The sequence below is a fragment of the Telluria aromaticivorans genome (assembly GCF_013003915.1).
GTDB classification, from domain to species: domain Bacteria; phylum Pseudomonadota; class Gammaproteobacteria; order Burkholderiales; family Burkholderiaceae_D; genus Telluria; species Telluria aromaticivorans.
On the sequence record NZ_JABAIV010000003.1, the window covers coordinates 601,621 to 625,306 of the forward strand.

General features: G+C 64.7%; 20 protein-coding genes. 12 read left to right on the forward strand and 8 right to left on the reverse strand.

Annotated elements, in window-relative coordinates:
* Positions 1-19: 19 nt before the first annotated feature.
* From HGB41_RS12040 to crtB, 4 genes are read left to right on the forward strand one after another with little or no spacing between them, the layout of a single operon-like run.
* Complete coding sequence (locus HGB41_RS12040) at positions 20-1,321, forward strand: glycosyltransferase (RefSeq protein ID WP_229422983.1); 1,302 nt, start codon at positions 20-22, stop codon at positions 1,319-1,321.
* Positions 1,314-2,507, forward strand: a complete 1,194-nt coding sequence (crtY, locus tag HGB41_RS12045) for a lycopene beta-cyclase CrtY (RefSeq protein ID WP_371868509.1) — start codon at positions 1,314-1,316, stop codon at positions 2,505-2,507. Before HGB41_RS12040 ends, crtY begins: the two co-directional genes overlap by 8 nt.
* On the forward strand, positions 2,504-4,012 hold the full coding sequence (locus HGB41_RS12050; protein ID WP_171084545.1) for a phytoene desaturase: 1,509 nt from the start codon (positions 2,504-2,506) through the stop codon (positions 4,010-4,012). Before crtY ends, HGB41_RS12050 begins: the two co-directional genes overlap by 4 nt.
* On the forward strand, positions 4,009-4,989 hold the full coding sequence (gene crtB / locus HGB41_RS12055) for a 15-cis-phytoene synthase CrtB (RefSeq protein WP_171084547.1): 981 nt from the start codon (positions 4,009-4,011) through the stop codon (positions 4,987-4,989). Before HGB41_RS12050 ends, crtB begins: the two co-directional genes overlap by 4 nt.
* Here crtB and HGB41_RS12060 read toward each other — a convergent pair.
* Positions 4,874-5,419: a sterol desaturase family protein gene (locus HGB41_RS12060; RefSeq protein ID WP_171084555.1), complete on the reverse strand. Its 546-nt coding sequence runs from the start codon at positions 5,417-5,419 to the stop codon at positions 4,874-4,876. The genes crtB and HGB41_RS12060 overlap by 116 nt on opposite strands.
* 125 nt (positions 5,420-5,544) lie before the next feature.
* On the opposite strand from HGB41_RS12060, the gene HGB41_RS12065 reads away from it, so the two are divergent.
* Together HGB41_RS12065 and HGB41_RS12070 are read left to right on the forward strand one after the other, a co-directional pair.
* Complete coding sequence (locus HGB41_RS12065; protein ID WP_171084557.1) at positions 5,545-5,961, forward strand: DUF2141 domain-containing protein; 417 nt, start codon at positions 5,545-5,547, stop codon at positions 5,959-5,961.
* A 137-nt stretch (positions 5,962-6,098) separates the two neighbouring features.
* The gene (locus HGB41_RS12070) at positions 6,099-7,583 is read left to right on the forward strand and encodes an alanine/glycine:cation symporter family protein (RefSeq protein WP_171084560.1); all 1,485 of its coding nucleotides are present in this window, start codon (positions 6,099-6,101) and stop codon (positions 7,581-7,583) included.
* A 105-nt stretch (positions 7,584-7,688) separates the two neighbouring features.
* On the opposite strand, the gene HGB41_RS12075 is transcribed toward HGB41_RS12070, so the two are convergent.
* From HGB41_RS12075 to HGB41_RS12100, 6 genes are all read right to left on the reverse strand, one after another.
* Positions 7,689-9,446 carry an MAG1210 family protein gene (locus HGB41_RS12075; RefSeq protein ID WP_171084562.1) on the reverse strand — a complete coding sequence of 586 codons (1,758 nt, stop codon included), beginning with the start codon at positions 9,444-9,446 and terminating at the stop codon, positions 7,689-7,691.
* Positions 9,443-10,180, reverse strand: coding sequence for a LemA family protein (locus tag HGB41_RS12080; RefSeq protein WP_171084564.1), 738 nt, complete (start codon positions 10,178-10,180; stop codon positions 9,443-9,445). The genes HGB41_RS12075 and HGB41_RS12080 overlap by 4 nt, the downstream gene beginning before the upstream one ends.
* 741 nt (positions 10,181-10,921) lie before the next feature.
* The gene (locus HGB41_RS12085) at positions 10,922-12,322 is read right to left on the reverse strand and encodes a metallopeptidase domain-containing protein (protein ID WP_171084566.1); all 1,401 of its coding nucleotides are present in this window, start codon (positions 12,320-12,322) and stop codon (positions 10,922-10,924) included.
* Positions 12,279-13,154, reverse strand: a complete 876-nt coding sequence (locus HGB41_RS12090) for a DUF4214 domain-containing protein (protein ID WP_171084568.1) — start codon at positions 13,152-13,154, stop codon at positions 12,279-12,281. The genes HGB41_RS12085 and HGB41_RS12090 overlap by 44 nt, the downstream gene beginning before the upstream one ends.
* Before the next feature lie 265 nt (positions 13,155-13,419).
* Positions 13,420-14,088 (reverse strand): class I SAM-dependent methyltransferase, encoded by a 669-nt coding sequence (locus HGB41_RS12095; RefSeq protein ID WP_171084570.1) that lies wholly within the window; start codon positions 14,086-14,088, stop codon positions 13,420-13,422.
* A 16-nt stretch (positions 14,089-14,104) separates the two neighbouring features.
* Positions 14,105-15,043 (reverse strand): CysB family HTH-type transcriptional regulator, encoded by a 939-nt coding sequence (locus HGB41_RS12100; protein ID WP_171084572.1) that lies wholly within the window; start codon positions 15,041-15,043, stop codon positions 14,105-14,107.
* Between the two features lie 214 nt (positions 15,044-15,257).
* On the opposite strand from HGB41_RS12100, the gene HGB41_RS12105 reads away from it, so the two are divergent.
* Genes HGB41_RS12105 through cobA form a run of 6 tightly spaced genes read left to right on the forward strand, consistent with a single transcriptional unit; the run spans position 15,258 to position 21,247 of the window.
* Positions 15,258-16,946 carry a nitrite/sulfite reductase gene (locus HGB41_RS12105; protein ID WP_171084574.1) on the forward strand — a complete coding sequence of 563 codons (1,689 nt, stop codon included), beginning with the start codon at positions 15,258-15,260 and terminating at the stop codon, positions 16,944-16,946.
* Positions 16,939-17,496: a DUF934 domain-containing protein gene (locus HGB41_RS12110; protein WP_171084576.1), complete on the forward strand. Its 558-nt coding sequence runs from the start codon at positions 16,939-16,941 to the stop codon at positions 17,494-17,496. Before HGB41_RS12105 ends, HGB41_RS12110 begins: the two co-directional genes overlap by 8 nt.
* Before the next feature lie 11 nt (positions 17,497-17,507).
* The gene (locus HGB41_RS12115) at positions 17,508-18,224 is read left to right on the forward strand and encodes a phosphoadenylyl-sulfate reductase (RefSeq protein WP_171084578.1); all 717 of its coding nucleotides are present in this window, start codon (positions 17,508-17,510) and stop codon (positions 18,222-18,224) included.
* A gap of 23 nt (positions 18,225-18,247) precedes the next feature.
* Positions 18,248-19,186, forward strand: a complete 939-nt coding sequence (cysD, locus tag HGB41_RS12120) for a sulfate adenylyltransferase subunit CysD (RefSeq protein ID WP_171084580.1) — start codon at positions 18,248-18,250, stop codon at positions 19,184-19,186.
* Positions 19,186-20,496: a sulfate adenylyltransferase subunit 1 gene (locus HGB41_RS12125; RefSeq protein ID WP_171084582.1), complete on the forward strand. Its 1,311-nt coding sequence runs from the start codon at positions 19,186-19,188 to the stop codon at positions 20,494-20,496. The genes cysD and HGB41_RS12125 overlap by 1 nt, the downstream gene beginning before the upstream one ends.
* Positions 20,497-20,512: 16 nt before the next feature.
* Positions 20,513-21,247 (forward strand): uroporphyrinogen-III C-methyltransferase, encoded by a 735-nt coding sequence (cobA, locus tag HGB41_RS12130; protein WP_171084584.1) that lies wholly within the window; start codon positions 20,513-20,515, stop codon positions 21,245-21,247.
* A gap of 151 nt (positions 21,248-21,398) precedes the next feature.
* Here cobA and HGB41_RS12135 read toward each other — a convergent pair whose 3' ends face one another.
* A complete protein-coding gene (locus tag HGB41_RS12135) occupies positions 21,399-23,660 on the reverse strand; it encodes a DUF4214 domain-containing protein (protein WP_171084586.1) in 2,262 nt (753 codons plus the stop codon).
* Positions 23,661-23,686 lie beyond the last annotated feature (26 nt).

The window sequence follows — 23,686 nt, forward strand, 5'->3', positions numbered from 1 at the left end:
CCCGGCGGAAAGCGATCGCATGGCGCATTTCGGGGTAGTTGCACCTGCGTTCTACAGCCACTTCAACGCACTCGAAGCGCTGGCCGGCGAGCTGGTGGCGCGCGGCCACCGCGTGACCTTCCTGCACCGTCCGGACGCGGCACGCTTCATCCGCGATCCCCGGGTTGGCTTCCACGCCATCGGCGCCGGCACCCATCCACCAGGTTCGCTGGACGCGTCCCTGCAGCTGGCCGCCAATCCCGGCGGGCCGCTGGGGCTGCGCCGGGTAATCCTCGACATGGCCGCCGGCACCGACATGCTGTGCCGCGAACTGCCGCGCGCGATCGAAGCGCTCGGGATCGACGCCCTCATCGCCGATCAGATGGAAGCAGCCGGCGGCCTGGTGGCCGAAGGCCTCGGCATGCCCTTCGCCTCGGTGGCCTGCGCGCTGCCGGTCAACCGCGAGCCGGGCATTCCGCTGCCCGTAATGCCCTTCGGGTACGAAGACAGCGAGCGCGCCCACAAGATCGTCGAGGGCAGCACCCGGGTCTACGACTGGATGATGGCGCCGCACCGCCGCAGCATCGAAGCCAATGCGCGCCGCCTCAGGCTGTCGCCGCGCGGCGCGCTGCACGACTGCCTGTCGCCGCTGGTGCAGGTCAGCCAGACCGTGGCCGGCTACGAGTTCCCGCGGCGCGCGTTGCCGCCACATTTCCACCATGTCGGGCCGTTGCGTGCGTCCAACCCGCGCAGTGACGTGTCGCCCCTGCCGGAGATCGCGCCCGGCCGCCCCTTTGTGTTTGCCTCGCTCGGCACCCTGCAGGGCCAGCGCCTGGCGCTGTTCAAACGTATTTCGGCAGCCTGCCGCCAGCTCGACGCCCAGCTCCTGGTCGCCCATTGCGGCGGCCTCGATGCGGCCCAGGAGCGGGCGCTGGAGCGGGCTGGCGCCACCTGGGTCTGCGCCTTCGCCCCGCAGCAGGCCGCGCTGGCGCGCGCCGATGCGGTGGTGTCGCATGCGGGCCTGAATACGGTGATGGACGCCATCGCCGCGCGCACGCCCATCCTGGCCTTGCCGATCGCCTTCGACCAGCCGGGCGCCGCCGCGCGCATCGTCCATGCCGGCATCGGCCTGAAGGCCTCGCCCCACTTCTCCGGCAGCGCCCACCTGGCGGCGCAATTGCGCCGGCTGCTCGACGAGAACAGTTTCGCCACGCGCCTGGATGCGCTGGCGGGCAGCGTCGCGGCCAGCGGCGGTGCGCCCCGTGCGGCCGACCTGGTCGAAGACGCCCTGCAATTGCGGCGTCTGCCGCAACCGATACAAGGTGTGGCCAGCGGTGGATAAGGAGCCCTACGACCTGATCCTGGCCGGCGGCGGACTCGCCAACGGCCTGATTGCCTGGCGCCTGCGCAGCCTGCGTCCCGGCCTGCGCATCCTGCTGCTCGAAGCGAGTGAGCACATTGGCGGCAACCACACCTGGTCCTTCCACGACAGCGACCTGACGCACGAACAGCTGGCGTGGATCGCGCCCCTCGTGTCGCACCGCTGGCCACGCTACGACGTGGTCTTCCCGAACCTGGCGCGCACGCTCGAAGGCGGCTATGCCAGCATCGCCTCCGAAGATTTCGCGCGCGTGATCGAAGCCGCGCTGGGTGCGGACTTGCGCCTGGGCGCGCAGATCGAGGGCGTGACCCCGACCACGGTGCGCCTGGCCGGTGGCGAGACCCTGGAAGCTGCTGCGGTCATCGACGGGCGGGGCCCGCGCCCTACCTCGCACATGTCGCTCGGCTACCAGACTTTCCTCGGCCAGGAGCTGCGCCTTGGCGCGCCGCACGGTTTGAGCGCGCCGGTGATCATGGATGCCAGCGTCGAACAGGACGGTGGCTACCGCTTCGTCTACCTGCTGCCCTTCGGCCCGGACCGGGTGCTGGTCGAAGACACGCATTACGTCGATACCGCCGCCTGGGAGCCGGAGCGCCTGCGCGCGAACATTGCGGCCTATGCGCGCGGGCGCGGCTGGGACATTGTCGAGGTGCTGCGCGAAGAACACGGCTCGCTGCCGATCGTGCTGGCGGGCGACTTCGACGCGCACTGGACGGCGCTCGGCGGCCAGCCGGCTGCCGGCCTGCGCGCCGGGCTGTTCCACCCCACCACTGGCTATTCGCTGCCGCATGCGGTGCGCCTGGCCGACCGCATCGCCGCCCTGGCCGGCGAGCCGGCGGCGCTGCAGGCGCCGGCGCTGTTCGCTGCGATCCGCTTCGAGGCGCAGCAGGCGTGGCAGGGCCAGCGCTTCTTCCGGCTGCTCAACCGCATGCTGTTCCTGGCCGGCAGCCCCGAATGCCGCTGGCGCGTGATGCAGCGTTTTTACCATTTGCCGGCGCCGCTCATCGCGCGCTTCTACGCCGGGCGCCTGCGCCTGCGCGACAAGGCGCGCCTGCTGAGCGGCAAGCCGCCGGTGCCGGTCGGGCAAGCCCTGTCCGCCGCACTCAAAATCCATCCCGACCAGATCAGGAAAGCCGCACAAGTATGAGCAACAAGGACAAGAAACAGGCCGTGGTGGTAGGCGCCGGCCTCGGCGGACTGGCACTGGCGATCCGCCTGCAGGCCAGCGGCATGCAGGTCACCTTATTGGAAAAGCGCGACAAGCCGGGCGGGCGCGCTTACGTTTACGAAGACCAGGGCTTCGTGTTCGACGCCGGCCCCACCGTGATCACCGATCCGTCTTGCATCGAAGAGCTGTTCACCGCCGCCGGCAAGCGCATGAGCGATTATGTCGAGATGCTGCCGGTCGCGCCCTTCTACCGCCTGTGCTGGGAAGACGGCAGCCATTTCGACTACGTCAATGACCAGGAAGCGCTGGACCGCCAGATCCACGCGCTCAACCCGGCCGATGTCGAAGGCTACAAACGCTTTTTGGCCTATTCGAAGGCCGTGTTCGAAGAAGGCTACCTGAAACTGGGCGCGGTGCCCTTCCTGTCCTTCCGCGACATGATCGCGGCCGGCCCACAACTGGCGCGCCTGCAGGCGTGGCGCAGCGTGTACAGCCTGGTGGCCAAGTTCATCCAGGACGAGCACCTGCGCCAGGCCTTTTCCTTCCACTCGCTGCTGGTCGGCGGCAACCCCTTCGCCACCAGCTCGATCTACACGCTGATCCACGCGCTGGAGCGCAAATGGGGCGTCTGGTTCCCGCGCGGCGGCACCGGCGCACTGGTGCGCGCCATGGTCAAGCTGTTCGAGGACATCGGCGGCAAGATTGAACTCAATGCCCCGGTGGCCCGCATCGAAGCGAGCGGCAACCGCGTCAGCGGCGTGCGGGTCGAGGACGGGCGCTTCTTCCCGGCCGATGCCGTGGCCTCGAACGCCGACGTGGTGCACACCTATGCCGCGTTGCTGGGCGCCCATCCGCGCGGCGCGTCCGAAGGCCAGGCCCTGCAGAAGAAGCGCTTCAGCAACTCGCTGTTCGTGCTCTACTTCGGGCTGGACCATCACCACAAGCAGCTCCAGCACCACACGGTCTGCTTCGGCCCGCGCTACCGCGAGCTGATCAAGGACATCTTCAATGGCGAGACGCTGGCCGACGACTTCTCGCTCTACCTGCATGCGCCCTGCGTGACCGACCCGTCGCTCGCGCCTCCGGGCTGCGGCAGCCATTACGTGCTGGCGCCGGTGCCGCACCTGGGCAATGCGCCGATCGACTGGGAGGTCGAAGGCCCGCGCTACCGCGACCGCATCTTCGACTACCTCGAGAAGCGCTACATGCCCGGCCTGCGCAGCCAGCTGGTGACCAGCCGCATCTTCACGCCGCTCGACTTCCGCGACCAGCTCAATGCCCACGTCGGTTCGGCCTTCTCGCTGGAGCCGATCCTGACCCAGAGCGCCTGGTTCCGCCCGCACAACCGCGACAGCGTGTTGTCCAACCTGTACCTGGTCGGCGCCGGCACCCATCCGGGCGCGGGCGTGCCCGGCGTGATCGGCTCGGCCAAGGCCACCGCCGGCCTGATGGTGGAAGATTTGCGGGATGGGATCCTGGCATGAGCGAAGCCTTGATGGATCATGCGACCCGCACCATCGAAGTCGGCTCGAAGAGCTTCGCCGCGGCGGCCAGGTTGTTCGACCCGGCCACCCGGCGCAGCGTGCTGATGCTGTACGCCTGGTGCCGCCACTGCGACGACGTGGTGGACGGCCAGGAGCTGGGTTTTAATGTCGCACATCATGCGCAGCACGACCCGGCCGCCGGACTGGCGATGCTGGAAGCGCAGACCCGCCGCGCCTATGGCGGCGAAGCAATGAGCGACCCCGCCTTTGCCGCCTTCCAGGAAGTCGCGCTGCGCCACCGCATCGAGCCGCGCTACGCACTCGACCACCTGGCCGGCTTCGCGATGGACGTGCGGGAAGTGCGTTACGCGACGATTGGCGACACCCTGCGCTACTGCTACCACGTGGCCGGCGTGGTGGGCCTGATGATGGCCTCGATCATGGGCGCGCGCGACCCGCGGGTGCTGGACCGCGCCTGCGACCTTGGCCTGGCCTTCCAGCTGACGAATATCGCGCGCGACATCGTGGAAGACGCGCGCATGGGGCGCTCCTATGTGCCGGCGCAATGGCTGGTCGAGGCCGGCATTCCGCCCGAGGAAGTGGCCGACCCGCGCCACCGCGTTGCATTGGCAAAGGTGGCCGCGCGCCTGGTGGACGAGGCCGAACCCTATTACGACTCGGCGCTGGAAGGCATTGCCGCCTTGCCGCTGCGCTCGGCCTGGGCGATTGCGAGCGCGCGCAACGTGTACCGCCAGATCGGGATCGAGGTGAAGCGGCGCGGCGCGCACGCCTGGGACGAGCGCGCCGGCACGACCAAGGCCATGAAACTCTGGCTGCTGGCCAAGGGCGCCGGGCTTGCGCTCAGCTCGCGCGTTCGCCCTGCGGGTGTGATGGCGCGTCCGCGTCCTGCGGGGCTGTGGCAGCGTCCGGGTGGCGCTGCAAGCGCCCCCCATGGAGCGCCTGCAGCTGCCGCTTGAGGCGGTCCACGGGCGGCGCGTACAGGAAGCCGAAGGAGACCGCGCCGTCCTTGCCCTCGACCGCATGGTGCATGCGGTGGGCCTGGTACAGGCGCTTGAGGTAACCGCTGCGCGGGGTGACCTTGAAGGGCCAGCGCCGGTGCACCAGGCCGTCGTGGGCGACGAAATACAGCAGGCCATAGGCGGTCATGCCGGCGCCGATCCATTCGAGCGGGTGCGCGCCTTCGGTGCCGAACCAGATCAGCGCGATGGCGACGCCCGCGAACACGACGGCGTACAGGTCGTTCTTCTCGAACCAGCCGGTGCGCGGTTCGTGGTGCGACTTGTGCCAGCCCCAGCCGAACCCGTGCATCACGTACTTGTGCGCGACGATGGAAAACCCTTCCATCAGCACGACGGTGAGCACGACGATGAAGGCGTTGAGCAACATGGGAATGGATCGACCTGTGAACGGAATGGCAAGAGCCTACCATAGGCCCTGCCCGCGCGCCCGGGAGCGCCGCTGGCGTGCGGGTCATCGACGGTACAAACAACATGAATCACGAAAGGAACACGATGCGAATCCAATTTACCGCCCTCCTCTGCTGCACGTTGCTGCTGGCAGCCGGTCCGGCGCAAGCCGCCACGGTCGAAGTCCGGGTAACGGGCGTGAGCGCCGGCAAAGGCAAGGTCAATGTCGCCGTATGCGACCGCGAGCGCTTCCTCAAGCAATGCCTGTACAGCGCCTCGGTGCCGGCGCAAGCGAGCGAGGTCGTGGTCAGCCTGAAGGACATCCCGGCTGGCACCTGGGCCGTGCTTGCCTACCAGGACGAAAACGATAACGGCGAACTCGACCGCAACTTCATCGGCATCCCGCGCGAGAACTATGGTTTCAGCCGCAACGCCGCCGGCCGTTTCGGGCCGCCCGGCTTCGACGATGCGGCGATCGAGGTGCGCGAGGGGACGACGACTGCGCCGGTCCACCTGCGCTGAGCACCGTAGCGAAAAATAACGATAGGAAACACATAACTCTTCAGGTATCTTTGTGACCCACAAGCGGCCGGGCAGCGTTCCCGGCCATGATCGATCACAGGCACGCATTTGCGTTGCCAGCTACGGGGAACAAAGCAATGAACGAGTTGGTCACTGCCATCAACGGCTATGTCTGGAGTCCTGCGCTGATCGCGCTGTGCCTGGGCGTCGGCCTGTATTTTTCCATCCGCTCGCGCTTCCTGCAGTTGCGCCACGTCGGCGAAATGGTACGCCTGATGTGGGACGGTAAAAGTTCCGACCAGGGCGTCTCGTCGTTCCAGGCCCTGACCATGACCCTGGCCGGCCGTGTCGGCACCGGCAACATCGCCGGCGTCGCCACCGCCATCACCTTCGGCGGCCCGGGCGCAGTGTTCTGGATGTGGGTCATGGCCTTCCTCGGCGCCAGCTCGGCCTTCGTCGAGTCGACCCTCGGCCAGGTGTACAAGGAGCCGATCAACAAGGAATTCCGCGGCGGCCCTGCCTTCTATATCGAAAAAGGCCTGGGCATGAAGTGGTATGCCGTGACCTTTGCCCTGGTCACCATCCTCGCCACCGGCGTGCTGCTGCCGGGCGTGCAGGCCAATTCGATCGCGGAAAGCCTGAAGACCGCCGCCGGCATCGACACAACGTATACCGGCATCGCGCTGGCGCTGGCGTTGGGCTTCATCATCTTCGGCGGCGTGCGCCGCATCGCCACCTTCGCCGAATACGTGGTGCCCTTCATGGCACTGGGTTACATCCTGGTGGCCTGCGTGATCGTCGCCATCAACATCGACAAGCTGCCGGGCGTGCTGCAGCTGATCTTCAGCTCGGCTTTCGGTGCGGACGCGGCCTTCGGCGCCATCATCGGCCAGGCGATCATGTGGGGCGTCAAGCGCGGCGTATACTCGAACGAAGCCGGCCAGGGCACCGGCCCGCATGCCTCGTCGGCGGCGGAAGTGAGCCACCCGGCCAAGCAGGGTCTGGTGCAGGGCTTCTCGGTGTATATCGACACCCTGTTCGTGTGCTCGGCCACCGCCTTCATGCTCTTGATTACCGGCCAGTACAACGTGGAAGCGCCGAACGGCACGCCGATGTTCGTCGGCGTCCAGGGCGTGGCTTCCGGTCCGGGCTATGTCCAGACCGCGCTGGAAAACGTGATGCCGGGCTTCGGCTCGCTGTTCGTCGCGATCGCCCTGCTGTTCTTCGCGGGCACCACCATCGTGGCCTATTACTACATCGCCGAAACCAATATCGCCTACCTGAACCGCACGACCAAGCGTCCGTGGATGGGCGTGGTGCTGAAGGTCGCGATGATCGGCGCCACCATCTACGGCGCGGTGAAGACCGCCGACGTGGCATGGGCGCTGGGCGACCTGGGCGTTGGCCTGATGGCCTGGCTGAACCTGGTCGCCATCGTCCTGATGCGCGACGTCGCCTTCAAGTGCCTGCGCGACTACGAAGCGCAGAAGAAGCTGGGCAAGGATCCGGTGTTCGACCCGGTGGCGCTGGGCATCAAGAATGCGCACTTCTGGGAGCAGCGCGTGGCACTGGGCAAGAAGCAGAAGGCCGGCAATACGGTGGAGACCGATGTGGTCGGCTAAGCCTCACCGCACTTCATAGAAAAACTGCCGCGCTCGCGGCAGTTTTTCTTTCAGCGACAGTCAAGTCCGACCAGCCCGCTTCTGCCACCGAGTCACAAAGATGCTTCAGCCATGACTGGGCAAGACCGCCGAAACAATCGACCGGCGCAGGACAGCTTTGCCGGCATCGATGCCACGCTGCAAAAACGCTGGGGGCAGTGCGACATCATTGCCGTCTGTAGCGGCATCCCTCGACACCTCGCCTGGCGAAATCGTTTCTCTTACCAGCATATTGGCGCTGTTCTGGACCTCGAAATACTCGTCCCAACGAACCGGAACCTGATGGGAGCGGCCATCTCCACCACGGACCGAGACATGGTGGATGCGCCCGATGCTTCCGAATCCGCTCGCCGTCACCCGCACATTCTGTGATCCATCGGCCTCGTGTTGCATGGATGTCTTCAGGATATTTCGGGTAACGCACTCGGGATGGCTGAACACTGCCTCGCCGTGGTAATTGGCAATCGCTTCATGCTCCCAGGAACAGGGTTTGTGCGAGTATGTGTCTTTATAAATGTCAGCATGAGGCCGATGCTGCTGGTACAAAGGGATGGCGAGCAGGGGGGCAATCCCAAAGTAGAACGACCTGAAGAAATCGTTGTAGTAACCGTTGAAAAACATTCGCGCGTGGGCGAGTTCGTAGGCATGAAATTTCTGCGGGTCGCCGCTGATATCGGTGCGGCGCATATGCCGCGGCTCCACGACATTGATCATCTGCGTTTTCTCGAACACGTACGTGTCACCGAAACCTGTCTGGCTGTCCTTGAGCAGCTTCAGCATTTCCTGCTGCGCCAATGGTGTGAACAGCAGCCGGAACTGCACTTCATGGTTGCGGTCCGTGGCATCGAACAATGCGTCGAATTCCCGGTTGGACATGACCGTAAACGTTTTTCCTTCGCCGACATCGCGCGACTTTGCCTCAAGCTTCTTGATGGCGCGGTTCGTCCGCCATTTGTCGAACAAGCCGTCTTCGAGCTTGGAGAGTTTCGAAGGCTGGCGGCTGAATACGAGGTCGGGCGCCGCTTCGTTGCCGTAGACGATGAACGTCTGGTTTTCGTACTCGGGGAAAGGACGCTCGATCGATGCACGCAGGGTCTCGTGGTGGGTCCTGGTTTCCCATTTGCCTTGCGAGTTGCGGTACTGTTCCGTCCAGCTGATATCGAGCCCGCCATGGTAGGTCTTGCTGCCCATCCAGTGCGACAGGGTACGCGCGAGAATGAAGGGATTACCGTTCAAGACACCGCTGTGGGAGAACACGATCGAGTGGGCGTCGCCAAGATGGTCAGCCCAGCCGAAGCTCTTGCGCAGCTCGTCCATGCGGCCGTTGCTGAAATACGGGTCGAATGCAATGCGAGGCACCGTTTTCTGCATCAGCTTCGCCACGATATCCCAGTCGAACAAGCAGTTCAATGGCGCCATTTGACCCCAGGCCACGGCACGTTTCTCGTCGCAGGCTTCCCGGAGTCGCTTTAACTGCGCATCGGAATCGTTGATGACGCGGTTGAGCACATGGATCGCAGGCGCAAACACGATTCCCGGAACCACGAGCCACGGCCAGGAGTAATTGGCGACGACATACAGCGCCGTCAGCACCGCGACCATGATGGTGACGAAGCGCAGGACGCGCCACCACTTGTTGGTGGAACCTGCGCCCGCGGCCTGCGCCTCGAGCTCCCGCAGTTGCCCCACCGTCTGGATATTCGCATTCTCGTCGACGCCGGAGCGGCGCACGAGGTCCTCGAAAAATTCCGACGTATTCGTGACGTGAGCAGTCTTGAAATAGGACGCGTACTGCTCCAGCGGCTCATGGACGTCGTCGATCAAAAGAAGACGCTCCGGGCGGCAGCCTTGGTTTCAGCGGAGGCCGTGAAAGGAATGCGCGTGGTATAGCCTGCCCGCGCCGCAACGATCTGCTTGGTCGGCCAGGCGAAGATGTCCTGGTTCCACATCCCGACGGTATCGTTGTAAAGCGTGCGCGCCGCGGTAATCTCTTTTTGGAGATAACTGTTCTGGCGCATGGCATCGGCGATCACGGCTTGCGCTTTCAGATCGGGGTAAGCCTCGCAGGCCAGACTAATGCGCGAAAAAATCCCGTCGATCTTTTGCGATGCCTGATTGCGTTCGGCATCGGCGTTGTGCCCGCTCCGGTAGGCCGCTACCGTCTTCATGACGTCCTTGTCGAGATCGATCGCTTTCGCGACCAGGCCCACCACGTTGTTCAGGACGACGACGCGCTGCTCCAGGTAATTGTCGATCTGCGATGCATCAGCCTGGATTTTCTGTTGCAGCTTGCGCAGATAAGCCAAGGCAAAGACTTTCATGAATTGGAAAATCAAGCCCGGCACGGCACCCAGCACCAGCAGTCCCAGGCCATATGTCCGCGGCAGCGCATCGGTCAGCAGCGCCAGGGCGCCTATGGCTGGGAGGATCGTCCACAGAGCGATTTCAAAGGCCAGGGTGCCGCTGCCGATTTGAACGGAAATCTGCTTGTTGATGACGTTGACATCGCGGCCACTCTCATTGATTGCCCCGGTCACTTCATCCAAATCGTTTGCCATGCGTGAAAATCCTTTGTCGTGAGCGTCGTTCGCTCGGTTGCAAGATGGTTCGCTGCAGCTTGTATAACGCTTGAGCGAATGTTGATATGCAGTGTGAATTGCTTCCAGGCACTGTTTGTTGCAATCATATAATGCGGAACAAGAAGCTATCAAGGAAACAGGGCCGATGTTTGGTTTGAATGGCGCTAAATGGTCGCTGCAAAGCAACAGCTGAAATAATTGGAGAGTTTTTATGAAGAGCGAACTTCGAGAATCTTAAGAATCGATACTCGCGTGACTGCAATGGCCTCCGCGCAAGCTTTGGGGCTGGCCAGCAGTTCACCATAGTGTGTGTTAATTCAGCTTGTCGGCACGCAAAAGCCCTACACGCAGCTTTTTTAACTGCAACTTTTGCGCACAGCTGGATAACCGCGCTTAACGCGTGGGCAATAGACAATGTGCCCTCCTTCCTTCGCCCCGAACCCATGAAACTTGCCACCCTCGTCCTTGCCGCTTCCCTGCTCCTCGTCCTGCGCGGCGCGGTGCCATTCCCTTGAGCGACTGGCCCGCCGATGAATTTCCATGCTGGAACGACAGCCTGGGGGAGGAGGTCAGGAGAGAAGCGAGGGCCGGCCGGAGCGGAGCGGCGGCAAACCGGAAGGTGGCGGCCGCGGCCAGGGGCCGCGCGGCATGTCCGGCGGCGGTAATATCGGGATCGGGTTGGGCAGCCGGGGATTCTGATCTACTCCCCCTGCTGTTGACTTACGGCAGGCTGACCTTCACCGTATCGCCATCCTTGCTGGAAGCCGTCACCGTGACCGTCACGCCATCCACGGTCACGGATTCGCCCACTCGCAATGCAGCGTCCTCGAAAGCCGGGTCGATCGAGCCGGGCCTTCGCACTGTGCGGTAGCCACCCTTGAGCGTACCGATCGTCATGTCCACGGTGTAGACCAAGACGCCTTCGTTGTTGCTGGCGATATGGTCATAACCTTCGTTCTTGCGCGATTCCATGACAAGGATCTTCGTGCTGGAAAGCGGCACCATTGCGGCCTTGGTGTCGAGGCTCTGGCGCACCAGCGGGCCAAGGGTCACGCTGATTCCGTTGCTGCCCAGGCAGGCCATCGGCAGACAGGCCACCTGCTCTTCCGGCAGCCAGCCCATCAGGTAACGGTCCCAGCCGATGTGCTCGATCGCATTGCGGCTCCGGTTCATCGCCATGATTCCCCAGTGGCCGAGGGTCTGAGTCTTGTGGTCAAGGTCTTCGTCGACCAGACCGAAGGCGTGGCCGGTTTCGTGCGCCATCCAGCGCCATTCGTTACCAGGCGACAGGTACATGTCGGCACCACCGGTCGCACCATTGATGATGTAACCGGTCAAGGTGAAAGTCGGGCCGGTAATCGCCGGACCATAGCCCATCTTCGACATCGGCAAGTCCTTCGGCACCAGGATGTAGACGGCGTCGTACTGGCTGAAATCGACCTGCTTGTCGATCATGGCGAAGATGTTGTTGCGGTAGGAAGTGAAGTCGCCCGAACCGTTGACCGCCGTGAACCCGTAATTCGATGGGTTGAACGGCATCCGCACCCAATTCGGCAGGATCTCGAAATCGAAGGCCAGGCGGCCGTAGGATTGCCTCGCGTAGAAGTCACTCACCTCCTTCGCAAGCGGCGTGAACAGGATTCCCGGATCGTCCTTGCCGGTTGCTTCGGGAAAGTCGACCGGGATGATCAAGGAACGCACGCGGCCAAATGATGGCAGGCGCGTACGCACTCTCGGGAAGCCGGCCGACACGTCGGTCCCGAAGCTGCGCTGCGGACTCACGGTGTCGAGCAGCTGGCATTGTGAGGTCTGGCGGAAGCTCGCCACCGGCTGCGCTGCAATTGCGCGCAGTGCATCCTGTCGCTGCTGCACCTCCGGACCCGCGACCGCAGTCATGGCGAGGGTAACTGCCACCACCCCCCTCGCGTCGGCGTCCTGGTCCTGGACAGTGGCAGCGCCGCTCGGCGCAACGTCCACCTGATAGCGGCGGCGCTGCAGGGTAGTGGCGCTGCCGTTCGGCTCCACCGTATCGAATTCGTAGCGCGTACTCGCGGCGAGCTGCAGGTACAGGCTGCCATCAGCATTGGCCGCGAGGAACTGGAAAACGCCATCGGCCGTCACGTTGCGCAGGAAGACCGGTCGAAAGGGCGAGGCTGCCGGTGCTGCGCGGATCGTAGAGCCACAATTTCAGGTTACTGCCCTCACGGGCGGCCGCCAGGCTGGCCGGCACTGGTGGCGACACGGGAACCGCGGGTAGGCGCGCGATCACTTGGGTCGATAGCACCACAGGTGCTTTCGACGCTATGGAGTTCATGGCCGGCACCGCCGCCACGATGTCCCAGCCGTTGGCGCTGGCAACCGACCCGGCCAGCGCGCTCAGGGTCGCGCCGATGGTGGTATTGAAGGCCGCCAGGTCGGTGGCCAAGCCAACCTGGTTCAGCATCGTGCGCGCGACCGCATTGGCCGTCAGCCCGTCGTAGCCACGCTCCTGGATCGGGGTCGTGATCCGGGTGGTAAAGGCGCTCGCGGCACTGGTCTTGTTGGCGATGATGACGGTGTCGGTATCGACGGCACCTGACATTAGCTGGATCGCCGCGCTGGCGCGCGTGATCAGCTGGCGGTCGAGCAGGTTGACCCAATAGGCCAGCCCCCCGGCATCAGCCGCCCGGCCGAAGAGATTGCGGTACAGACCTTCGATAAACTGCGCGTTATTGCCGGGATACAGGGCGGCGGATTCGGCGCTGGTGCCGAAGCTGTCGATCTCCGTGCGCAGCATGGCATTACTGCCGTAAGCGCGAGCGATTCCGCCGATGTCGACCGGGGCGCCGGCTGCAAGCAATACCTTTGCATGCCAGTCGAGTCCACCGACATCGGCCGGACGCCCGAAATAGCCTACATAGATTTGCTGGACGACGCGATGGTAATCGGCCGCAACCGGTGCAGCCACGGACATCGAACTTCCGGAGAGCTGCCGCGACTGCAGCGCGGGGGCCGGTAGGGTGGTGGCATCACCGCAAGCAGCGAGCAAGAGCACGGTGAGGGGTGGTGCGATCCGGCGTACGAGCACGATGTCTTCCTGTTCAGTAAGTGCTCGAGAGTATATCGGGCATTGCTACCATAGGAAAAGCCGTCCCGAATTTGTTGCGATGTTTCAGGCACGTGCGAGGATACCGAGAGCCCGGACGGCGCCATTGGCGGCGCCCCGGATTCCCTTCAACTTACTTCAGCCGGCAGGTCAGCGCCCAGCACGAATCCCAGCGCCCGATCTTGATCTCGCGTACCGCCGTGCCCATGCGCTTGCGCAGCGCGCTGTCGGTCGGGTAGTTCTTCGGCAGCTCGTGGCGCCCGCCTTCGGCGTCGACGAATTGCGCCCAGGTGTTGCCCTGCAAGTCGGTGCGGCAGACGGTCGGGCTCACACCCTCGACATATTCGTCGTCAATGATCACCAGCAGCGCATCCTTGCCGATGCGGGCGCGCAGGCCGGCCAGGAAGGCGTCCTGCTGCTCGCGGCGCAGGTGCGACCACAGGAAGCCGGCGAATACGGCGGTGATCTTTTCGTCGCCGCCGATGTTGGCGGGGATGTCGAGCGCATCGACCACGCGGTACAGCACGTTATCCAGCCCGTCGCCATGTTCACGCGCCACGTTCAGCATCGCCTCGCTGATGTCGGTGGCGATCACCGACTTGGCGCTCTCGGCCAGCACGTCGGTCCAGTAGCCGGTGCCGCAGCCCAGTTCGAGCACGGTATGACCGCGCATCAGTTCGGTGACCTGCTCGGCCACGTCGTCGAGGTCGTCCTGGCGGTCCTCGTCGGCTTCGTCGTGGAACTGGCTGTCGTAGTGGTCGGCGATGGCGGTGAAGAATTCCGCGACGGGGTTGGCATTCATGGTGTTTCCCTGGTTCTCAAAGTTCATAGTTCTCGCCGCCGCGCATCGCCGACTCGACCATCTTGCGGTTGAGCGTCGGGGCCAGCAGTTCAATAAAGGTATAGATATAGCTGCGCAGGTAGGCGCCCTGCTTGATCGCCACCCGCGAAACGTTCATGCCGAACAGCTGGCCCACCGGGATCGCGCGCAGGTTGCGGTCGCGCTCGGGGTCGAAGGCCATGCCGGCGATGATGCCCACGCCCATGCCCAGCTCGACATAGGTCTTGATCACGTCGGCATCGATCGCTTCCAGCAGCACGTCCGGCTTCAGGCTGCGCAGCCCGAAAGCGTGGTCGATCTTGCTGCGTCCGGCAAAGGCCGCATCATACGTAATCACCGGGTAACTGGCGATCTCTTCCAGCGACACCGCCTTGGAGCGCGTCAGCGGATGCTCGTGCGGCACCACCAGCACGTGTTCCCACTGGTAGCAGGGCAAGGTGATCAGCCCGTCGATCGCGGCGATCGATTCGGTGGCGATGGCCAGGTCGGCCTGGTCGTTCTTGACCATGTCGGCGATCTGCTTCGGATTGCCTTGCAATAAAGACAAGCGCACCTTCGGGTATTTCTGCATGAAGGCCTGCACCACCTTGGGCAGCATGTAGCGCGCCTGGGTGTGGGTGGTGGCGATCGTGAAGCTGCCGCTGTCATGGGCCGCGTATTCCTTGCCGATGCGCTTGAGGCTTTCGATCTCCTGCATGATCAGCTCGACCGACTGCAGCACAAGCCGGCCCGGCTCGGTGAGCCCGCGGATGCGCTTGCCATGGCGGGTAAAGATGTCCACGCCGAGTTCTTCCTCGAGTTCGATGATGGCTTTCGAGACGCCCGGCTGGGAGGTGAACAGCGACTTGGCCGCATCGGTCAGGTTGTAGTTCTGGCGAACGGCTTCGCGCACGAAGCGTAGCTGGTGAAGATTCATGAAGTGGTGTTGTTCTTTTGACTGTTCTTGTGGCGACGTTTTGCAAATCCTGCATCAGACGACATTTTAAGATGCTTATTCAGGTTACGCATATAAGCAAATGAATTCTCCGTAGTTTGGAATATATAGAGCAGTCCGTACACTTGGCCAACCATTTAACGGGTGGACAATGTTTGCAGAGACTTTGGCAAGGTCTGCCCCCTAGGACGAGACCATGTACCGCTACGACCACTACGACCACCTCATCGTGCGCGAACGCATCGCACAATACCGCGACCAGGTGCAGCGCCGCCTGAACGGTGAGCTGCTTGAAGAAGAATTCCTGCCGCTGCGCCTGCAAAACGGCCTCTACATGCAGCGCCACGCCTATATGCTGCGCGTGGCCGTGCCGTATGGCCTGCTGTCTTCCGCCCAGGTGCGCATGTTCGCTCATATTGCCCGTAAGTACGACCGCGGGTATGGCCATTTCACGACTCGCCAGAACATCCAGTACAACTGGATTGAGCTGGAACAAACGCCGAACATCCTGGAAGACCTGGCCTCGGTCGAAATGCATGCCATCCAGACCTCCGGCAATTGCATCCGCAACATCACCACCGACGAATTCGCCGGCGTCGCCGCCGACGAGATCATCGACCCGCGCCCGTTCGCCGAGATCCTGCGTCAGTGGAGCACCTTCCACCCGGAATTCATCGCCCTGCCCCGTAAGTTCAAGGTGGCGATCAACGGCGCCGTCGAAGACCGTGCCGCGATCGCCATCCACGACATCGGCCTGACGCTGGTGCACAACGAGCTTGGCGAAGTCGGCTTCAAGTTCATGGCCGGCGGCGGCATGGGCCGCACCCCGATCCTGGGTTCGGTCATCCGCGACTTCCTGCCGTGGCGCCACCTGCTGACCTACACCGAAGCCGTGATGCGCGTGTACAACCAGCACGGCCGCCGCGACAACAAGTACAAGGCCCGCATCAAGATCCTGCTGAAGGCCATGGGCGTCGAGGAGTTCACCCGCCAGGTCGAAGCCGAGTGGGTCGATTTGAAAGACGGCCCGGAAACCCTGACCCAGGAAGAATTCGACCGCGTGGCTAGGTGGTTCCAGCCGCACGGTTACGAACAGCGCGACGATACCGATCCGGCCGCCGCCCATCCGGATAACCGGGCGTTTGCCAACTGGCTCAACCGCAACGTCAAGCCGCACAAGGTGCCGGGTTATGCCGCCGTGCTGCTGTCGCTGAAGAAAACCGGCGTGCCGCCGGGCGACGCCACCGCCGAGCAGATGGATTTCGTGGCCGACCTGGCCGACCGCTACAGCTATGGCGAAGTGCGCGTGACGCACGAGCAGAACCTGGTGCTGGCCGACGTCGAGCAAAGCAAGCTGTTCGAACTGTGGCAGCTGGTGAAAGCCAAGGGCCTGGCGACACCGAACATCGGCCTGCTGACCGACATGATCGCCTGCCCGGGCGGCGATTTCTGCTCGCTGGCCAATGCCAAGTCGCTGCCGATCGCGGCCGCCATCGCGGAACGCTTCGACAACCTCGACTTCCAGCACGACATCGGCGACATCGAACTGAACATCTCGGGCTGCATCAACGCCTGCGGCCACCACCACGTGGGCGCGATCGGCATCCTCGGCGTCGACAAGGACGGCAGCGAGTGGTACCAGGTGTCGATCGGCGGGGCGCAGGGCAACAACGCGGCCATCGGCAAGATCATCGGGCCGTCGTTCTCGGCCCTGCAGATGCCGGAAGTGGTCGGCCGCCTGCTGGAAGTCTATGTGCGCGAGCGCTTCGAAGGCGAGCGCTTCGTCGACACGGCCCAGCGCCTCGGGGTCGCGCCATTCAAGGAACACGTCTATGCCACGCCGATCACGGCGGGCGCACTTAGCGGGGAAGACCACTATGCTTAATACCCACAAGCAGATCATCAAGGGCCGCGAAGTCGTCGACGACGACTGGAGCGTGCTGAAGCTCGAAGAAGGCGAAACGGCCGATACGGCCGCCGTCCCGGAAGGCCGGATCATCGTGCCGCTGGCCGTGTGGCAGGCCCAGCGCGAAGTGCTGGACAAGCGCCTTGAGGTCGGCGTCTGGCTGGCGGCGGACGAACAGGCTGCCGATATCAAGGACGACCTGGGCCGCTTCGCCGTGATTGCGGTCGACTTCCCGAAATTCTCGGATGGCCGCGGCTATTCGATCGCCTTCAATTTGCGCAAACGCCTGAACTACACGGGCGAACTGCGGGCCATCGGCGACGTGCTGCGCGACCAGTTGTGGCCAATGTCGCGGGTCGGCTTCGACGCCTTCGCTACCCGCCAGGACCGCAGCATCCACGATGCGCTCAAGGGCCTGACCGTGTTCTCGGAAACCTACCAGGCGTCGGTGGACCAGCCGCAGCCGCTGTTCCGCCGCGCGCCGCGCGGTACGCCGGCCGAGCTGAACGACGTCGGCGCGGGCATCTGAGGAGTTTGGGCATGAGCGATCTCCACCGCCGCGTCGAAGAAACCCAGGCCATCCTGGCGCGCATTGCCCGCGATTATTCGCCGGCCGTGTTCGCGTCCAGCCTGGCCGCCGAAGACATGGTCCTCACCGACCTGATCCTGAAAGCCCGGCTGCCGATCGCGATCTTCTCGCTCGAGACCGGCCGCCTGCATGCCGAGACCCTCGACATGCTGAAACGGGTGCGCGAGACCTACGGCTACGAGATCGCCCTGTACAAGCCGCAGCCGGAGGCGGTCGAGGCCTATGTGGCGCAGAACGGCCTGAACGCCTTCTACGACAGCGTCGAGATGCGCAAGGAATGCTGCCGCATCCGCAAGGTCGAACCGCTCGGCCGCGCGCTGGCCGGCAAGCAGGCCTGGATCACGGGGCAGCGCCGTTCGCAGTCGGCCACCCGCGCTGAATTGGCGGTGCAGGAAGACGACGTTGCGCACGGCCTCCAGAAGTTCAATCCATTGACCGACTGGTCGGAGGAAAACGTCTGGGAATACCTGCACGAGAACCAGGTTCCGTACAACGCCCTGCACGACCGCGGCTATCCATCGATCGGCTGCGAGCCCTGCACCCGGGCGGTCCAGCCGGGCGAGGACGTGCGCGCCGGGCGGTGGTGGTGGGAAAACCCCGAATCCAAGGAATGCGGCCTGCACGTGGTCGACGGCAAACTCATTCGCATCAAATCCGTGGCTGCGTAAGCATCCGCACAAAGGCAAATCACATGACGACAGTATTCGACAACCCGGGCGTGCTCACCGCGGTAAACGCGCGCCACCTCGACGCCCTGGAATCCGAGGCCATCCACATCCTGCGCGAAGTGGCGGCGGAATGCAGCAACCCTGCCCTGCTGTTTTCGGGCGGCAAGGACTCCGTCGTGCTGCTGCGCCTGGCCGAGAAGGCTTTCCGCCCCGGCAAATTCCCCTTCCCGCTGGTGCACATCGACACCGGTCATAATTTCGACGAAGTCATCACCTTCCGCGATGCACGCGTGGCGGAGTTGAAAGAGCGCCTGATCGTCGGCTCGGTCGAGGAGTCGATCCGGCGCGGCACTGTGCGCCTGCGTAACCCGGCCACCGACTCGCGCAATGCCGCGCAAGCCGTGACGCTGCTGGAAACCATCGCCGAACACGGTTTCGACGCCTGCATCGGCGGCGCCCGCCGCGACGAGGAAAAGGCGCGCGCCAAGGAACGCATCTTCTCCTTCCGCGACGAATTCGGCCAGTGGGACCCGAAGGCCCAGCGCCCCGAACTTTGGGACCTGTATAACACCCGCGTGCATCCGGGCGAGAACATGCGCGTGTTCCCGATCTCGAACTGGACCGAGCTGGATGTGTGGCAGTACATCGCCCGCGAACAGCTGGCGCTGCCGCCGATTTATTTTGCGCACGAGCGCCAGGTGATCCCGCGTAACGGCCTCTTGGTGCCGCTGACGCCCCTGACCCCGGCGCGCGAAGGCGAGACGGTTGAAACCCGCACCGTGCGCTTCCGGACCGTGGGCGACATCTCCTGCACCTGCCCGGTGGCCTCGCATGCCAGCACGGTCGAACACATCATCGCCGAAACCGCCGTCACCGACGTGACCGAGCGCGGCGCGACCCGGATGGACGACCAGACCTCCGAAGCCTCGATGGAAAAACGCAAGAAGCAAGGATATTTCTGATGAACGCCATGACAGACAATCTGAATCAAAGCGGCCTGCTGCGCTTCATCACCGCAGGTTCCGTCGATGACGGCAAGAGCACCCTGATCGGCCGCCTGCTGTTCGACAGCAAGGGCATCTTCGCCGACCAGCTGGCGGCCGTCTCGCGCTCGAAGCACAAGCGCACCGTGGGCGACACCATCGATCTGTCGCTGCTGACCGACGGCCTGGAAGCCGAGCGCGAACAGGGCATCACCATCGACGTGGCCTACCGCTATTTCGCCACGCCCAAGCGCAAGTTCATCATCGCCGACACCCCGGGCCACGAGCAGTACACCCGCAACATGGTGACCGGCGCATCGACCGCCGATGCCGTGATCATCCTGGTGGACGTCTCGAAGGTAAAGCTGGGCGACGATGGCAGCGTGGAGCTGCTGGTCCAGACCAAGCGCCATTCGACCATCGCCAAGCTGCTGCAGATCGAGCACGTGATCGTGGCCATCAACAAGATGGACCTGGTGAATTACGACCAGGCCGTCTATGACCGCATCGTCGCGGCCTATGGCGAATTCGCGGCCTCGCTCGGATTGACCGACGTCACCCCGATCCCGCTGTCGGCCCTGGGCGGCGACAACGTGGTCGATGCCTCCGCCAAGATGCCCTGGTACGAAGGCCCGACCCTGATCGAGCTGCTGGAGTCGCTGTCGGTCTACGACGAATCGCACGCCGCCCCCTTCCGTTTCCCGGTGCAGCTGGTGGCGCGCCACAACGGCCACGAAGCGAACGACTTCCGCGGCTACATGGGCCGCATCGAATCGGGCCAGGTGGCGGTCGGCGACAAGCTGGTGGTGCAGCCATCCGGCCAGGCCGCTACCGTGAAAGAGATCGTCACCTTCGACGGCTCGCTGCAGTCGGCCGCGGCCGGCCAGTCGGTGACCCTGCTGCTGAACGAATACCTGGACATCTCGCGCGGCGACCTTCTGGCCGGTAGCAGCAGCCCGGCTACCCAGCTGAAACAGGTGGTGGCGGACGTGTGCTGGATGTCGGACGAGCCGCTCGATGCGCGCCGCAAGTACTGGATCAAGCACGGCACCCGCCAGACCGGCGCCAAGATCACGAAGGTCGACAGCATCCTCGACGTCAACACCCAGCAGCGCCACCCGGCCGATGGCCTGAAGCTGAACGACATCGCCCGCGTGCACCTGACCGTGCAGCAGCCGTTGGCGGCCGATGCCTATGCCGACAACCGCGCTACCGGGGCCTTCATCCTGATCGACGAAGTCACGCACCAGACCGTCGCAGCGGGTATGATCCGTCTGGATCAGGCGTAATCAGCGAAGGAGACGTATGGGGGCGGCACTGGGCAAAGTTTATTTAGTCGGCGCCGGCCCCGGTGCGGCAGACCTGATCACGGTGCGCGGTGCGCGCCTGCTGGCCCAGGCCGACGTCGTGCTCTACGACGCCCTGGTCATCCCCGAGATGCTGGAGCTGTGCGGCAAAGCCGACCTGATCGCGGTCGGCAAGCGCTCGGGCCAGCGGTCGATGGCGCAAACCCTGATCAACCAGCAGCTGGTCGACTGCGCCGGCAAGTACCAGCTTATCGTGCGTTTGAAAGGCGGCGACCCGATGCTGTTCGGGCGTGCCGACGAAGAGCTGCGCGCGCTGGAAGCTGCCGGTATCGAAGTCGAAATCGTCCCCGGCATCACCACCGCGGTGGCGGCAGCGGCGGCGACCAAGCAGCCGCTGACCAAGCGCGGCGTGGCGCGCAGCGTCGCCTTTTTCACTTCCAGTACCGCGCCTGATCATCCCGAACAGCGGAATGCCGCACCACCCGCCCTGCCCGAGACCGACACGCTGGTGCAGTACATGGGCGGGCGCGAAGCTGCGGCCACCGCCGAGCGGCTGCTGGCGGCGGGGCGGCGGGGGGACTTGCCGGTGGTGGTGGTGGAGAATTGCAGCCGGGTGGACCAGCGCATCATGCGGCTGACGCTGGCGGACCTGGCGCATGGGCTGGAGCCGGGGCATGGGCCGGTGCTGGTGATGCTGGGCGAAGCCTTAGCAAAACGCGAGCATCAACCGTAGGGTGGGCGGGGTAATTTCGGGAAATGCCCGGAATTACGAACGCCCGCGCGTTCAAACATCACAAGATCTGCCTATCCGTCTGATCGATTGCTAACTATCACCGCGTGGGCAAGGAACTTGCCCACCCTACGATGCGCGGATAACGGCGCCGTCAGCCCCAGGGCGTAAACTCGATCCCGTTCGTGATCGTCCCGATCACCTGCGCCTGGTTCTCGGCGCTTTCGCTGAACAGCCCCAGCACGTGCTCGCGCGGCATGTCGCCGGCCAGCACGCCCATCCAGTAATCGCGCCCTGCGCCTTCGGCAGCGCGGTGCAGCACGTTTTGATACAGCAGCTCGACGAACTGGGCGTCGCTGGCATTGGCGCCGTACAGGTCCGCGAATTCGCGGCTGTTGGTGAAGCCGGCGGCCACCTGGTCCAGCGCCTGGCCTCCGTCCATCATCTTGATCCAGTAACCGAGCCCGCCCTTGTCGGGTGCGCGGTTGAATGCGGCCGTGTACAGGCGGTAGGCCTGACCGGCGATGCCATCGATATCCAGGGCGACCGAGGTATCCGCGAACTTCAGGCGCTCGACATTGACGAGGGTATCGACGCCGCTGTTGCCGAAGCGGTCGTTGACCGTGACGCCGCCTGCGGTGCGCTGGATGTCGAACAGGCCCTTGTAGCCGGCGTATTCCAGCGTGTCGATGCCACCGAGGCCGTCGATCGTCTGGCCACCCGCCAGGGCCTTGATCAGGTTGGCGCCCCCGGTGCCGCTGACGGCGGCGCCGGTGGACGAACCACTGCCCGAGCTGCTGCCGGAGCTGATCGGGGGCGCCGGCGCTGGCGCTGGCGCTGGCACCGGTGCCGGCGCAGGGCCTGGTGCCGGGGCAGGTGACGGTGCAGGCGCCGACACGCTGACGCTCGGCAGCGAGACTGCCGGCGCCGGCACGCCCGGATCGGTCCCGGCCAGCATGCGGGCCTCGACCTGCACCGTGCCGTTGTCCTGGGTGTCGACCCATGCGGCCGCGAAGCCGCCGTTTGCCAGCGCGCTCAGTACCGGGTTGGCCTGGTCGCCCTGGCGCATTTCGTTGAGCGCGAACTCGCGCGCTTCAAGCGCGCTGCCGTCGGCGCCGAAGCGGCGGCCGAACAGGCCGCTGGCGTCGAAGTCGCCCGACTCCGACTGCCAGGCGATGACGAAGCCGCCGTCGCTCAGCGCCGTGGCCGAGGCATCGTAACGGCTGCCGCCACCGTCGATGTTCGCCTGCGTCATCTCGCCGACCCGGTTGCCGGCGGCATCGAAGCGCTGGAAGAAGATGTCGCTGGCTGCGAAGCCCCAGGGGTTGTTCGCATAGCTGTCCCAGGCCACCACGAAGCCGCCGCCTGCCAGCGCGGTGACGGTTGGTAGCGGGGCCGCCGTCGTGACGCTGGCGGCCAGGCCGTCGCCGCTCACCAGCAGCGGCGCGCCGCCGGCGGTGGCGGCATACACGTTGCCGTCGCCGATCTCGCCCCAGGCCACCACATAACTATTGCCGCTCGCCGCGATGCTCGGGCTGAAGGCGGTGCCGAGGCTGCCGTACACCTGTTCGCCGCCCTGGAGATTGCCGTTGGCGTCGGCCGTCACCACGTGCACCTGGCCGCTACTACGCCAGGCGATGGCGAAGGAGCCGTCGGCCAGCGCCGCCACGTCGGGCATGGCGGTATCGTAGGACGCGCCGCTCACGGCGATTTCAGCGCCGGGGTTGCCGTTGGCGTCGACGATGCGGAAGGCGATATGGGTGCCGGCGCCGTCAAGGCTGGTGTAGGCCACCACCGAGCGTCCGCCCGCGAGTGCGGCGACTGCCGGTGCACCCTCGGCGGCGGCGTCGCTGCTCGAGCTGATGGCGAAGGCGGCACCGCTGGCAACACCGCCGGCGCTGCGGACCTGGCCCATGATGGCGCCCCCGCCCGCTGCCGCCTGCCACACCGACATGAAGCTGCCGGTCGACAGGGTCGCCAGGTCCGGGCTGGCGGTGGCCGTGGCGGCGCCCAGCACCGTATCGCTGCCGAAGCTGGCCAGGTCGCGCGTGCTGCCGGCTTCGAAGCTGTAGACCAGGGTTTCGGCGATGCCTTTGCCGGGCAGCGGGTTGCCGTTGCTGTCGATCTGGTAGCGGTCGTAGTAGTGCACGGTCACCGTGGCCGCCGAACCGGCGCCGGGGATCAGCGCGGCATTGTTCACAATCAGGCGCGCCGTCACGTCGGTCGCAGGGTTGTAGGAGATCGAAAACAGGCCAGCCACCGACTGGCCGTCGATCACCCAGCGCCCGCCCCACAGCTGGCCCCAGTCGATCGCGGTCAGGGTCGCGGCGACTTCGCCGGTAGCGAGGGTGTTCAGCAGGATGTCGCGGTTGTCGACGATGCCGACCGGCGCGTAATCAGTAGTATCGATGCTCATGGGGGCAGGTTTCTGGTGGACCGGGC

Excerpts from the sequence above, each read along its gene's own strand:
- cobA (WP_171084584.1), top strand. The coding sequence starts at position 20,513 with ATGGGGGCGGCACTGGGCAAAGTTTATTTAGTCGGCGCCGGCCCCGGT.
- HGB41_RS12065 (WP_171084557.1), top strand. The coding sequence starts at position 5,545 with ATGCGAATCCAATTTACCGCCCTCCTCTGCTGCACGTTGCTGCTGGCA.
- HGB41_RS12090 (WP_171084568.1), bottom strand. The coding sequence starts at position 13,154 with ATGTCCGTGGCTGCACCGGTTGCGGCCGATTACCATCGCGTCGTCCAG.
- HGB41_RS12070 (WP_171084560.1), top strand. The coding sequence starts at position 6,099 with ATGAACGAGTTGGTCACTGCCATCAACGGCTATGTCTGGAGTCCTGCG.
- HGB41_RS12095 (WP_171084570.1), bottom strand. The coding sequence starts at position 14,088 with ATGAATGCCAACCCCGTCGCGGAATTCTTCACCGCCATCGCCGACCAC.
- HGB41_RS12060 (WP_171084555.1), bottom strand. The coding sequence starts at position 5,419 with ATGTTGCTCAACGCCTTCATCGTCGTGCTCACCGTCGTGCTGATGGAA.
- HGB41_RS12105 (WP_171084574.1), top strand. The coding sequence starts at position 15,258 with ATGTACCGCTACGACCACTACGACCACCTCATCGTGCGCGAACGCATC.
- HGB41_RS12050 (WP_171084545.1), top strand. The coding sequence starts at position 2,504 with ATGAGCAACAAGGACAAGAAACAGGCCGTGGTGGTAGGCGCCGGCCTC.
- HGB41_RS12115 (WP_171084578.1), top strand. The coding sequence starts at position 17,508 with ATGAGCGATCTCCACCGCCGCGTCGAAGAAACCCAGGCCATCCTGGCG.
- cysD (WP_171084580.1), top strand. The coding sequence starts at position 18,248 with ATGACGACAGTATTCGACAACCCGGGCGTGCTCACCGCGGTAAACGCG.
- HGB41_RS12100 (WP_171084572.1), bottom strand. The coding sequence starts at position 15,043 with ATGAATCTTCACCAGCTACGCTTCGTGCGCGAAGCCGTTCGCCAGAAC.
- HGB41_RS12135 (WP_171084586.1), bottom strand. The coding sequence starts at position 23,660 with ATGAGCATCGATACTACTGATTACGCGCCGGTCGGCATCGTCGACAAC.
- HGB41_RS12040 (WP_229422983.1), top strand. The coding sequence starts at position 20 with ATGGCGCATTTCGGGGTAGTTGCACCTGCGTTCTACAGCCACTTCAAC.
- HGB41_RS12080 (WP_171084564.1), bottom strand. The coding sequence starts at position 10,180 with ATGGCAAACGATTTGGATGAAGTGACCGGGGCAATCAATGAGAGTGGC.
- crtB (WP_171084547.1), top strand. The coding sequence starts at position 4,009 with ATGAGCGAAGCCTTGATGGATCATGCGACCCGCACCATCGAAGTCGGC.
- HGB41_RS12125 (WP_171084582.1), top strand. The coding sequence starts at position 19,186 with ATGAACGCCATGACAGACAATCTGAATCAAAGCGGCCTGCTGCGCTTC.
- HGB41_RS12110 (WP_171084576.1), top strand. The coding sequence starts at position 16,939 with ATGCTTAATACCCACAAGCAGATCATCAAGGGCCGCGAAGTCGTCGAC.